The organism is Sphingobacterium sp. UBA2480, assembly GCF_002341965.1.
GTDB classification, from domain to species: Bacteria; Bacteroidota; Bacteroidia; order Sphingobacteriales; family Sphingobacteriaceae; genus Sphingobacterium; species Sphingobacterium multivorum.
The window spans coordinates 139,888-152,830 of record NZ_DDPA01000009.1 but is presented as its reverse complement, the minus strand read 5'-3'; the positions used below and the strand labels follow the sequence as shown (position 1 = coordinate 152,830).

Annotated in this window: 9 protein-coding genes; 4 read left to right on the top strand and 5 right to left on the bottom strand. The window is 38.1% G+C overall.

Annotated elements, in window-relative coordinates; genetic code table 11:
* Window positions 1-73: 73 nt before the first annotated feature.
* Window positions 74-1,183 carry a glutaminyl-peptide cyclotransferase gene (locus B3600_RS21310; RefSeq protein WP_204990756.1) on the top strand — a complete coding sequence of 370 codons (1,110 nt, stop codon included), beginning with the start codon at window positions 74-76 and terminating at the stop codon, window positions 1,181-1,183.
* Window positions 1,184-1,248: 65 nt separating this feature from the next.
* Here B3600_RS21310 and B3600_RS21305 read toward each other — a convergent pair whose 3' ends face one another.
* Together B3600_RS21305 and B3600_RS21300 are read right to left on the bottom strand one after the other, a co-directional pair.
* Window positions 1,249-2,124, bottom strand: a complete 876-nt coding sequence (locus B3600_RS21305) for a hypothetical protein (RefSeq protein ID WP_286754322.1) — start codon at window positions 2,122-2,124, stop codon at window positions 1,249-1,251.
* A 26-nt stretch (window positions 2,125-2,150) separates the two neighbouring features.
* Window positions 2,151-2,651 carry a hypothetical protein gene (locus B3600_RS21300; protein ID WP_286754321.1) on the bottom strand — a complete coding sequence of 167 codons (501 nt, stop codon included), beginning with the start codon at window positions 2,649-2,651 and terminating at the stop codon, window positions 2,151-2,153.
* Between the two features lie 387 nt (window positions 2,652-3,038).
* Here B3600_RS21300 and B3600_RS21295 point away from each other — a divergent pair, with 387 nt between their 5' ends.
* From B3600_RS21295 to B3600_RS21285, 3 genes are all read left to right on the top strand, one after another.
* The gene (locus B3600_RS21295) at window positions 3,039-3,287 is read left to right on the top strand and encodes a hypothetical protein (RefSeq protein WP_046675688.1); all 249 of its coding nucleotides are present in this window, start codon (window positions 3,039-3,041) and stop codon (window positions 3,285-3,287) included.
* A 7-nt stretch (window positions 3,288-3,294) separates the two neighbouring features.
* Entirely contained in the window at window positions 3,295-3,525 is a 231-nt protein-coding gene (locus B3600_RS21290) for a hypothetical protein (protein ID WP_197084131.1), read from the top strand.
* A 114-nt stretch (window positions 3,526-3,639) separates the two neighbouring features.
* Window positions 3,640-4,200 carry a GNAT family N-acetyltransferase gene (locus tag B3600_RS21285; RefSeq protein ID WP_112374362.1) on the top strand — a complete coding sequence of 187 codons (561 nt, stop codon included), beginning with the start codon at window positions 3,640-3,642 and terminating at the stop codon, window positions 4,198-4,200.
* Between the two features lie 87 nt (window positions 4,201-4,287).
* Here the strand turns inward: B3600_RS21285 and B3600_RS21280 are convergent, their stop codons facing one another.
* From B3600_RS21280 to B3600_RS21270, 3 genes are all read right to left on the bottom strand, one after another.
* Window positions 4,288-6,534, bottom strand: a complete 2,247-nt coding sequence (locus B3600_RS21280) for a GH92 family glycosyl hydrolase (RefSeq protein WP_286754319.1) — start codon at window positions 6,532-6,534, stop codon at window positions 4,288-4,290.
* 34 nt (window positions 6,535-6,568) lie between these two features.
* A complete protein-coding gene (locus B3600_RS21275; RefSeq protein WP_286754318.1) occupies window positions 6,569-8,854 on the bottom strand; it encodes a GH92 family glycosyl hydrolase in 2,286 nt (761 codons plus the stop codon).
* 357 nt (window positions 8,855-9,211) lie between these two features.
* Window positions 9,212-12,349, bottom strand: coding sequence for a GH92 family glycosyl hydrolase (locus B3600_RS21270; RefSeq protein ID WP_286754317.1), 3,138 nt, complete (start codon window positions 12,347-12,349; stop codon window positions 9,212-9,214).
* Window positions 12,350-12,943: the final 594 nt, after the last annotated feature.

Below are 12,943 nucleotides of genomic sequence, written 5' to 3'. Positions count from 1 at the left end.
TACAGCAACAGCTATTTTTAAGCAACTTGTTTTCTAGTTTATTAGTGGATAATTAATCAAGCACACTATATCAATGCAAAAAAAATCGTACCTCATTTGTTTCATTATTGGCGCCATTTTGGGCAGTTGTACCGGAAATAAAAGCAACAATACCAATACAACTTTAAGTTCCCAGTCCGAACATGCTGATGAAAATCCGACATTTACCTTTGACAATATTAAACAGCACTATACGCGGGGTGAGGATCTGATATTAAAGATGTATAGCAAAAACACATCCAAAATAGACTCTGTTATTTACGCTATAAACGATAAAAAGATTGGCCAGGTCGTCGGAAATGAGCCCTTCAATTATTCATTAAAACAGGAGAAATTTGGTAAGCAAATTATTAAAGCTGTCGTATTTAGTAATGGAAAGCGAGAAGAAAATTCGGTCAACATCGATCTATTCGCCTCTAACCCTCCGCTTTTGCTAAGCTATAGCATTGTGAATATTTATCCACATGATGCCAAAGCTTTCACACAAGGACTGGAGTTTTACGGTGATAATTTGATCGAAAGTACTGGGAATGGGGTTGGTCCAAGTGGAAATAAGGGGAAATCGAGTATCCGTATTGTTAATCCTAAAACGGGTCAGCCCATCAAAAAAAATGAATTGGATGATTCAATTTTTGGCGAAGGTGCTACCGTCCTAAATGGAAAATTATATCAATTAACCTATAAAAACAATCTAGCCTACCTCTACGATATAAACAGTCTTTCTGTTATTAAGACACTTCCTTACTTTCAGCCAATGGAAGGTTGGGGCTTAACTTCTGACGGTAAAAACTTATTCATGTCGAATGGTTCTGATTATATCTATACACTTAATCCAAATGATTTCTCAAAAGTGGATTATATCCGTGCAGCAACGAACACGGCCATGGTGGATCAAATCAATGAAATGGAATGGGTAAAAGGGAAAATCTATGCAAATTTCTTTATGGAGGATGTCATTGGACGAATAGACCCTAAAACAGGTACAGTGGAGGCTTTAGTCGATCTATCCAAATTACGTGAGCATGTAACACAGCATGTGGATTTAGATGTATTAAATGGTATCGCTTACAATAAAAGATCAAACACCTTCTTTGTTACCGGTAAAAACTGGGATAAAATGTTCGAGATAAAGCTAACAGAATAGCTTTATCTCCATCAAAAAAAACAACATGCTCTTCCGGAAAGAACCAAATCGCACTATTTTTGACTTTATGGTAATTCTTTCATTTTGTTAAAGCCCTCAGTTACCATCGGTATAATTTGTGGTGCAAATAACTGTGGTATAATCGTCCTTGTCCCCGTATCCTTATTGGCAATCCATTGCGCATATTTATTTGCTAAAAACTCCAATCGCTGTGCTGAAGATAATCCCGGTAAGGTATAATAGATACTTTTTTCGCCTTCTTTACCTTCCATCTGCACATACCGCCCTTTAGTTACTTTCAGGTGACTGCGGTGTTCAAAATCACGTAGGAAAAGCTCATCCTTATCTGCATTATCCCATTTCGGGTCACGCGGGCAACAAACCGATCCGTAACCGTCTCTTCGATAAATTGTAAGCATGCCTTTGGGTGAAATTGGTTTAACAAAATCTAATCTAGGGTTATCAAGACCAGAAAGCCGGAGACTGTCGACTTTAACCATACCATCCTCCCTTTTTATGGAATAATAAAAATTGGTTGTCGCAGGTTCGATACACATCCCATTTTTCGAAGCTTCTTCGGCGACTTCACCATAAAACTTCCAATCGGGAACAATCAGTATAAAATGTTGAAGATCGGGATAGAATTCATTGGATTTTTTTAGTAACTCCACTGGAATTTTAGTACTCAAAAAGAAAACGTAAGTGGAATCCGGAACGATCTGCAAAGGAAGATCTACTAAATAATTGCCATCTTTCTGCGTTACAAAATCATTGTCGATCATTACAACCCGACCATAGTATTCGTGATACCAATCGGGTTTCACAGTATCAGCTAATGAATACGGGGGTATTGACTGACGCGCAGCTATTTTGCTCTTACAGGACAATGCCATCATAGGTAAAATGATAAGCAAATACCACATATTTTTTCGTATTAACATGGTTATAAAATTAAAATATATTTCAACTACTTTCCTGTTTGACTATCTACTTTTATTCCAGCTTGATTCATGAAGGCTATTTGATGTCCTAAACACGACTCAGCTAAGGCTGCAATTTTCTCTTTTTCATCAGTAATCTCCCGCAACAGGCTTTTCCGAGTCCCTTTTTTCTGTTCATCAATATATTTAATTAATAAAACACCATATCCATCAACGATCTCTGTCATGTAACCAACTGTAGCGATGTGAAAACTTTCGGCAGTTTTACTGTACTTCAATTGAGAGGCTTCGCATTTTAATCCTTTGATGTAACTACTCAAAGCGCGTGCCTCATTCAATGTCATGTGATAGGAATAGTCTGATTTATCGACATCATATTCCCCTTCTAGCAATTTTCCATAGCTCTCATCCATTTTTTCTCGACAGCTATGAAAGAGCTTAGCCATTTTCTCATTGTACCCCAAATCCAAATTACCCCTACAGGAACACATGGTAAATAGCATAAAGATTAAAGCTAGCATTCTCATTTCTTAATTTTTTTTACAAATAACAGTTTTTTAAACCAGTCTATCCGTCTCGTTTAATATTCGTGGTCGTTGTTTTAAGATTCGTTATTTTCCGTACAACCTGCTCGCTAAAAAGCAATACGCTTATCCTTACTTTGCACAAACTATTTATTTCTTTGAGAGATGAAAAGCCTACTCTTCTAAACAGGGAATCCATAAAAATCACCTTATACTGCATTATTGTAAAAAAGGTCCTTCGAAACCTACTATTTTAGCCATTTAATTAATCATTTTTTAAAAAATCAGAAAAAAAAGCTATATTTATTTAAGAATCACACATCATTTAAGGCAAAATTCTTTGTTTCTTAAAAAGAATTACGGAACTTAGAGACTATAAACCACCGAAATATGAATAACAGACCTTTAAACGGAATGACTGACGAAGAGCTTCAAACCAACAAAAAAAATGCGCTGGTAATTACATGGATGCTCACCACCATGCTCTTTATCCTATTAGGCATGGGGATCTATACGTCAATTAACAAAGGATTCAGCGCACTAATGGCGATTCCCTTCGCCTTATCTCCTATTGTTATTCTCAATTTTAAAAGAATAAAAGAAATCAATGAAGAACTCAAAATAAGAGGAGCTCAATAAAGCCATCATGAAACACCTCGCATTATTCATATTCTTTCTTTTCATCTCGGATATTGTATTTGGCCAAGAGATAAGTAAATCAACGACACAGACGATCACCCAATCGGGTATTGGGCTGGGTTCTGTCATTGCCGTTGTCACCTCATGGGATCGCAACAAATCCATACTATGGGCTTTAATTCATGGGATACTCGGTTGGTTATACGTCATCTATTATGCATTCACCCGCAACGAGTAACGATTTTTAACTATAATTCTCACCAGAAGAGCCAAGCCGATCATTAGCAGAATGTCTTTTCTTACATAACACAGCGATCAATTCCTTTTCTATATCTCATCCGCAATCAAACACATGAGTTCCTCACCTATTTCCAATACAGATTTTGTCGTTGAAGAAGTCAACGAATCCAGCATTACCTTAATTTCTGAATTAGTAGACCTGACTTTTAATATTGTCCAAGGAGGTGCCTCTGTAGGCTTTATGGAAGATCTAACAGTTGAGCAGGCAAAAAGATTTTGGACTGAAGTACTGAACAAGGTCAAGCAGCAAAAAACAATATTGATTATTGCAAAAGATGCTTCTACGCATCGAATCGCAGGAACCGTTCAACTCCAAATCGACCTCCCCTCAAATCAAATACATCGTGCAGATGTAGCCAAAATGTTAGTCCATACTGACTTTCGAAGAATGGGCATTGCACAAAATTTACTTCAACACATTGAAAATATAGCCATTGATCTCAATAAGACACTATTGGTACTAGATACTGTAACCGATAGCCCGGCTTATATTATGTATCAAAAATGTGGCTGGACGAAAGTCGGCGATATCCCAAATTATGCGCTCTTCCCGAATGGAACATTGTGTAGCACGACATATTTCTACAAAAACTTAATTCTGCCAACAAAATAAAAGCCCCCAAATCGATTAATATTCATTTGGAGGCTTCTCTTAATTATTTGGGAGCTTCACATATGAATCTCCATATACTTATAGATCCTATTTATTTTTGTACCATATCGGTCCCGGTTTTTCGCCCATTTCTAACACCAATGTCGCTCCGGACATAATTTGTTCGTGTGTGATATAACTTGTTTCAAGAGGCTTACCATCAATCGTAATGGCTTGGATATAAATATTGGCTTTACTGACATGGTTAGCTTTCACGGTAAATTTCTTTCCATTGGACAACTTCAATTCAGCTTTTTCAAATAAAGGTGTACCAATTTCGTACTTTCCACTTATGGGATCTACAGGATAAAATCCCAATGCGCTGAATACATACCAAGCCGACATCTGCCCGCAGTCATCATTTCCACTTAATCCCGAAGGTGTATTCAAGTAAAGTTTGTTCATTACCTCGGCCGCATATTGCTGCGTTTTCCAAGGCTGTCCAACCGCATTAAATAAATAGAGTGCATGATGGCTCGGCTCGTTACCATGTGCATACTGCCCAATCATTCCTGTACTAAAAATTGGCAGCTTGCTGGTGTCGGAAGGATGAAATGTAAACATGCTATCTAGCTTCTGTCCAAAGCGCTCTTGCCCACCAACAAGTTTAATCAATCCAGGAATATCATGTTGTACAGACCAAAAATATTGCCATGCATTACTTTCACAAATATGTGCACTATATTCCTCCGCATCAAACGGGGTAATAAATTTACCATGGCTATCTCGAGGTTGCATAAATGAAGTAGCCGGATTATACACATTTTTATAATTTTGAGCTCTCGCAAAAAACGCTCCTGCAATATCTTTCCTTTCCATCTTATCGGCCATCATTGCGATACAATGATCGTCATAGGCATATTCAAGTGTTCGTGATAAGGACCAGTTTTCGGCATTGTATTCATCTTTTACGTCATAGGGCACATAGCCTAATTTTTTATAAAGACCTATACCCCGGTAATTATCAATATTAGCTGTGGCAACACAGGCTTCTAACGCTTTTATTGCATCAAAATCACCAATTCCTTTTAAATATGCATCTACAATGACAGGAATGGCATGATTGCCAATCATCATATCCGTTTCACTCCCATAAATATTCCATACCGGTAGTCGGCCATGCTGTTCATAAAAGGCAATGAAGGACTTAATCATATCATTTACTCGACTAGGGTCTATATAGGTAAATAATGGATGCGAAGCTCTATAGGTGTCCCAAAGTGAGAACGTGCTATAATTGGTCCAACCTTCAGCCTGATGTACCTTCCGGTCCGCCCCCATGTAAGCACCATCAACATCACTGAAAATTGTCGGTGCCAACATCGAATGGTATAGTGCTGTATAGAATTTAACCTGTTCCTCTTTGTCTTTGGTCTCGATTGCTACGCGCCCCAATTCATGATTCCAATTTTGTTCGGCCTCTTTTAAATAATAATCAAAATCATCTTTTGGAACTTCTGCTTTTAAGTTCTTTGAAGCGCCTTCCATACTTACTCCCGAAAGCGCCGTACTTAAAGTCACTTGTTCTCCAGCTGCTGTCTTGAAATCAAAACGTGCTTTGAATGCTGTACCAATACGTTTTGCACTTTTTGCCGTTGTATCAGCACTGGATAATATTGCTGAACTATCGATATGAACGGCCATAAAAGGCTTAGAAAACCGAGTTTCAAAATAAACGCGTTGGCCTCTTGCCCAGCCCTCCGAAAAACGGTAACCACGGATAGTAACAGAATCAACCACTTCGATGTGTGAATCTGTTGTAGCATCCCAATTCATTGCTTTCTTTAAGTCTAAAAATACTGCAGACTCGGCTTTTGGAAACGTATAACGTTGAATACCGCAGCGTGCCGTTGCTGTCAGCTCTACATTTATATCGTAATCAGTAAGTTTTACCTGATAGTATCCGGCGTGAGCCTTTTCGTCCTTATGCGAAAATTTGGAATGTATACCTAAGGGAGCCGAGGCTTCATGATAAGGTAAGGTAACCGGCATATAAGATATGTCGTACAAGTCGCCGGCTCCGGTTCCACTTAAATGTGTATGGCTAAAACCAGCAATCGTACTGTCAGGATAAAAGTATCCGGAAATACGGTCCCAGCCAGGCAGTCCATTATCTGGGCTAAGCTGTACCATTCCAAAAGGTGACTGTGCTCCAGGATATGTATTCCCCGTAAAATCCGTTCCGATAAAAGGATTTACATACCCAGCATAAGAAGTCTCATCGGAGTTTTTTAGTGAAGCGCAACCCATTAAGGACAAAAGGCCTGCACAGACCGCGTAATTAATATATTTCATCGTGTAGATCAGTTTTTCAATTTAGTTTGCCTAATTATCTATTTCCAGTAACGATTAGAATATCCTTGCTATTGACCAAAGTCTGATGGTTGATTTTAAATCCATTGAATGGTTTTCCATCGATAAAGATCTTTTTGATATAATCTCCGGCACCCTCTTTTTGACGTCTTATTGTCACTTTGTCGCCATTTGGATAATATTTTTTATCGAGTTGAATGGTCACTTTGTCGAATACAGGTGTTACAACAGTATAATCTGGTCTACCTGGACAAAAAGGATAGATGCCGATCATGTTCATTAAAGCCCATGTGGACATTGTTCCCGTATCGTCATTTCCCGGTATACCCCCAGGGCTATTCGTAAAATGTTTTTCTAAAATTTCCTTAACCAGCTTTTGGGTACGCCATTCTTCTCCTTTGATTTCCGAAAACACATGTGGATACAGCATATCTGGTTCGTTGGTAACATCAAAATACCCTTTATCAAACGTTGCCTGCAGTCTATCCACAAATTTTTGCTTTCCGCCCATCAATTTCACCAAACCAGGTATATCAAATGGTATAGCAAAGCTATAGTTCCAAGCGTTACCTTCATGGAAACCATGATTTGGTTCAAAATTGGCGCCCATCAATGGGTTAAATGGGCTTAAAAACTTGCCGTTAGGAAGAATAGGCCTGAAAGTCCCATACTCCGGAGAATAATAGTGTTTATACGCCTGTGCTCGCTTAGCAAAAAGCTGAGCATCTTTAGTTTTCCCCAATGAGGCGGCCAGTTGGGCTAGGTTCCAATCGGCAACATAATATTCAATGGCATGAGATACCGAATTATCGAATGAATCGCGCAGTGGAACATACCCATACTTCACATAGTCCGCATTGTCTGGTCTAATTTTATTTGTCGAATCCGTAGTCGTAGCCGATTTCAGAAACGCTTTGTAAGCTGTATTAACGTCAAAATCCCGAATGCCTTTCATCCATGCATCAACGATCACTGGAACTGCCGGATCGCCATCCATGGTATAGCTTTCTCGACTATACAACTCCCATTTGGGCATCCAACCACTTTCCTTATAAATATCGATCATGGAACGTATCATACCCACCTGCTTATCAGGATAAACCAGTGACATTAGAGGCTGAACATTTCGGTACGTATCCCATAGCGAAAACACGGTGTAACGATTGTGATCTGCAACGAGCGTCTTCCGGGTTTCCATTGCCGGATATTCTCCATTTACATCCTGCAAGATATTTGGATGAATCATAGCATGATATAATGCCGTATAGAACACTGTTTTTTGGTTCTCTGTACCTCCTTCGACCTGTATCTTTGACAATGCATTATTCCATAGTGAAGCTGCGTGCTTTTGCGTTTTTTCAAAGCTAAAGTCTGCTTGCTCAGCATCTAGATTTTTACGTGCATTTTCAACACTCACAAATGATACGGCCAGCTGTACTTCTAAGCTTTCATTTTCTTTGACGTCAAAACTAAAATACGCACCAAGATCATCGCCTGAAAGCTGATCGGTATAGTCCGTAAAAATTTTATATTTTCCGGCATCTTTATTCCAATCGTTTTCCCATTTTTCTCCGGCACGCTGGAATTTCCAATATCCTCTTTTTGACGGTTTTTTATTGACACGCATAACAAAGAAGATGGGATAAACAGCCTGATTGTTCGTGTAACAAAAAGAGCCCAGCAACTTAGATCCTTCTATTTCGGTATCACTTACATAACGAACTGTTGCTCCCGTTTCATTTGTTAAACCTTCGCCCAAATTAAGCAGGATATTTGCCTGTCCTTTTGGAAAAGTAAATTTCGACACACCTACACGGGTTGTCGCTGAAACTTCTGCCTTGATACCGTATTTCTTTAATATATTGCTATAATATCCCGGATGGGCAACCTCTTGTGTATAGGTACTCCCATATTGATGATAATCAACCTCCAATTTCCCCGAAGTTGGCATCAACAACAGACTTCCCATATCTGGACATCCTACCCCACTTAAATTAACATGAGAAAAACCTGTAAAATAACTATTGCTATGTTCATAGGGAGTAGACCACCATCTTGCATCCTTATCAAATGCATTAAGTGATGATCCCATTACATTAAACGGAGAAACATTCATCAAGCCGTTGGGAACCTGAGCACCCGGATTAGTTGTTCCATAATTACTGGTACCAATAAACGGGTTGACATAGTCTGTAGGAAGCTTTTGGGCAGAAACGTTCTCCCAAAGAAATAATCCTAAAAGTAAAAAACGAATAGATTTGATCATATAATCTTGATAGACGACATTGTTAATTGCTTTCATTCAAGCAAACACCATAGGCCGCGCATTTTAGCGTGTACCTACAATACTACAGATAATCGCAAAGATTTACAAATCGTACTTGTCGTTATATCGATGATTTTACGTTTGTTAATAGGATTTAGCAAAACTATACATATTAAGCAAAGAGATTTATGATGGTCAATAACAACAAAAGCCTGAAGTGGGGAACTTCAGGCTTTTACTAACTAACCAATTATTAACCTAAATTATGAAACTACTGATATAACGTCATCAAAAACGAGTTTCTTATGTTAGGCCGAATGGTTTAACCAAATTTTAACAAATCGTTGTTATTATTCAATGCGCATCAGGTTTGGCCCAGCAATAAATATATTTTTATTGATACAGTCCCCATTGCTTATTCGGTGTAGCGCCCATTTCTAAAACAAGCTCACCTCCTTTCAGAAGTTCCGAAGCATCAAAATAAAACGTATTAAGCGGTTTTCCATTTAATGTAGCACGTTGTATATACATATTTTTCTTATTTGCATTTTTCGCTTTGATAATAAATTGTTCACCTCTACCGTATTTACCGCCCAATTTAATCTTCACTTCCTCAAAGAGAGGGCTTCCAATTTCATAAATTGGCTTGACTCTTGTCCCGCCATCTATCTGAAATAAACCAATAGCATTCATAATATACCAAGCACTCATTTGCCCTTGGTCTTCATCTCCCAAATAAGCATTTGAAACCCCTTGGCCATAATAGCGTTCACCTATGGAGCGACTCCATTTTTGCGTCAACCAAGGCTTATTCAACCAATTAAAAATATAGGCAAAATGCATCGACTGCTGATTTCCCTGAACAACAGGATAATCCCAATATTGATCATTGGGACCATTGTAGCGCCATTTCTCACTTTCTGGAAATCCCCATTCCAATCGTTTTAAAAACACATCCTGTCCGATCATTTTAGCTAACCCAGGAATATCCTGTGGCACAAAAAAGGTCAGTTGCCATGCATTTCCTTCTACATAATGATGGTTAGCTCCCGATTTAAAAGGATCAAAATCTTTATACCATTCTCCTTTTGAATCCTTCATCCGGGCATAGCCACTACTGACATCTATCGCGTTTCTCCACCATTTTCCGCGATCATTAAAATAGTTGTACTCCTGCTCCTTTCCTAACGATTTTGCGAACTGCCCAACTGTCCAGTCGTCAAAACTATATTCCATCGAATTGGAAAACCGGCCCAAATCATAAGGAACGTACTTATATTTTAAATATACATCCAAGTCCCTGTTACCTGCAAAACCACCTTCAAATTTCAATGGACTTGTTGTCTGCATTTTTTTAACAGCTTCAAATGCCTTTTCAGTATCGTAGTCTCTAATCCCCATCTGGTATGCCCCAACAATTAACGGTATTTCATGTTCTGCAACCATGACGGGAATATACTCCATTCCAGCCGGTCCTTTCGCCAACCAGCCATTTGCGTCATACATCGCAAGTTGCGATCTGACCCATTTATTGGACCATTCCGGCGTAACCAAGTTCCAAAACTGATTTAAATTCCAAAAGGTATTCCAGAAAGCATCACAGCCTAAAGCGAGATCTCCTTTATAGGCTAAAGTCCGTATCACTTCATCTGAAGACCTCCATTGACCATTCACATCACTAAATGTATTTCGGCTTGCCAAAGTGCGATACATATTAGTATAGAATTTCTCTTTTTCAAAATAGTCTGAAGACTTTATCGCCAATCTACTTAAAAGTTCATCCCAAACTTTATGTTGATTTTCCACGACCCGATCAATCGACCATCCGAATGGCTCCGACAGTTCCGTTTTTAGATTCTCCTCCGCATTGGCTAAGCTCACATAAGAAATCCCTGTGCGCAGTTGTACAGCCTTATCTTTATGCACATCAAATTCCACGTACATTCCCGCAAATTGGGCGCTATCAGCAACCAAATCAGCCCGTTCAGTCAACCGATCATTATGCCATGTGCCATAGTTTATGATAGGTTTGTCAAACTCCATCACAAAGTATACGACATAATCCTGCTTTGCATCAGTGGACCAAACGTTTTCAGATAATTGATTACTGTATCCCACAACCTTATAGTCAGAAACCTTTTTCAGCGAGAAATCTTTAATTTTATAATCATATTCTCCATTAACCTTGAGATCAATCATGATACGTCCTGTATCCGACTTATGATAGGTATATTGTTGAAAACTCGAACGCGTACCAGCCGTCAATTTTACGTCGATATCGTGATCAAGGAGATGAACAGCATAATATCCCAATGGAGCCTTTTCGCTGGTTTTATCTATTGCTGATCGATATCCTGAATTTTTACTGTACTGATCTCCGACCCGAGTCTTCAATTGACCTGCTGTCGGAAATGTACCCAATCCAGCCATTGTCCATTCGTGAATATGGCTAAAAGTACCAATAGATTCGATAGAAGGTTCATAACCTGCCTGCCAGCCAATATTTTGGTTATCTGGACTTATCTTTACCATGCCAAAAGGCATCCATGGTCCCGGGGCTATCATCCATCTGGAATGTGCTGCACCCATCATCGTGTTCACATAATCTGAAACTCCACCTAGTCTTTTTGGGCCCCGCTTGATTGTTGAAGACTGTATTAATTGCCCATTACTATAAATTTCATACTTACTCCATATATCCTTAGCGACATAAGGCATTGGTATTTCCAATTTCGCTGCACCTTTTTCAAGTGTTTTCTCATAAATTTTCTTTCCATCTAAGACTACTTTCAACTGTTCATCATCTTTCAATTTCAAGAGATCAACCAGCATATTTTGGACGGGTTTCCCTGCATTTAAGATCTCAAATTCAGCTTGCTGTACATTTTTAACAATTACAGAACGATTGGCTATTAGCTTTACTTGCTGTGGCCCCAGCAGTTTAAAGGAATCAAATTCAACCCATCCTCCATTTATGACAGTCATGGTAATCTGATTTCCGCCTTTCTTAATGAGATCAGCTGGTAATGGTATATTTATCGTAGAATTTCCAGATTTTAAAGGATTCTCTAACGGCTCACCATTTCCTGCTCCCCCCTCCACCTCAAAATTATAGGGCTTGCCATTGATTACGATCTGTAGCGTAGGTTTATTTTTAGGGTCACTATTGGCCAATTTAACCTGAAGTGTACACTGACCATTTTTTATACTATTGTTTAACACATAGTAGAAATTCAAAAAATGTGTTCTCAGACCAGAGGTTCCTCCAGTCCCGCCCCATTCATTGGCCGGACCGGGCAATACATAGGGTAAATCCCTTGTTAAAGAAGATTGACCGATAATAAACCCATTGTCTTCATAACCGAAATCATGTTCCAAAAATTTCTTATACCCATTCGGGGACAAGGCAAATTCGCTGCTTGAACCGTCTGAATTTCCCAATTGCCATATCGTGTGCTCCTGGCCAACAACAGACTGAGCGCACATGAACAACAGACCGGCGACAAAAGAAAGTGAGAAACGTAATTTCATAAGTATCAGATTTTATAATTTTTATTTACATCAGTATCATTTTCCATAAATTGGTCAAAATTATTTGTTAGACTTATTCAATTGTACATACATATAAGATTAACCAAAAACCTATGATAAACAAAATAATAAACACAATATTACTATAAAAATCACAAATATCCAATGAACAAAATAAAATGTATATACATATAAAATAAAAACAGGGAAAAAATCTTCTTTATACAATAGACACAAACTTGGAAGATGAAGGATTTTGATTCGTGGATGAGAAAGAGGTTTATTTTGCTAAAAAGAACAAAATATAGTCAAGTGAATAGCTAATTAGAGAAATAGCTTTATAGAATATTAGCAAGAATTGTTATTATATTTGCTCCAAACTTTGCCAAATATCTTATTTATATAAAAATTATTATTTGGAAATTGATTTCAATAGGTTATATTTATATAATTTAATTGCTTTATCGGGCAAAGATAAGTAGTAAAACTATTAAAGTTATAATATTATAAATATTCTACACATTTGTGTAGATATCTATAACCAAATAAAATAGATGTAAAAAGTCTTAAAATATGTCACTTTTTTAAGTCAAA

What these genes read in the sequence shown, in the direction of transcription:
- B3600_RS21310 (WP_204990756.1), top strand. Translation starts at nt 74, where the DNA reads ATGCAAAAAAAATCGTACCTCATTTGTTTCATTATTGGCGCCATTTTG.
- B3600_RS21305 (WP_286754322.1), bottom strand. Translation starts at nt 2,124, where the DNA reads ATGTTAATACGAAAAAATATGTGGTATTTGCTTATCATTTTACCTATG.
- B3600_RS21300 (WP_286754321.1), bottom strand. Translation starts at nt 2,651, where the DNA reads ATGAGAATGCTAGCTTTAATCTTTATGCTATTTACCATGTGTTCCTGT.
- B3600_RS21295 (WP_046675688.1), top strand. Translation starts at nt 3,039, where the DNA reads ATGAATAACAGACCTTTAAACGGAATGACTGACGAAGAGCTTCAAACC.
- B3600_RS21290 (WP_197084131.1), top strand. Translation starts at nt 3,295, where the DNA reads ATGAAACACCTCGCATTATTCATATTCTTTCTTTTCATCTCGGATATT.
- B3600_RS21285 (WP_112374362.1), top strand. Translation starts at nt 3,640, where the DNA reads ATGAGTTCCTCACCTATTTCCAATACAGATTTTGTCGTTGAAGAAGTC.
- B3600_RS21280 (WP_286754319.1), bottom strand. Translation starts at nt 6,534, where the DNA reads ATGAAATATATTAATTACGCGGTCTGTGCAGGCCTTTTGTCCTTAATG.
- B3600_RS21275 (WP_286754318.1), bottom strand. Translation starts at nt 8,854, where the DNA reads ATGAAAGCAATTAACAATGTCGTCTATCAAGATTATATGATCAAATCT.
- B3600_RS21270 (WP_286754317.1), bottom strand. Translation starts at nt 12,349, where the DNA reads ATGAAATTACGTTTCTCACTTTCTTTTGTCGCCGGTCTGTTGTTCATG.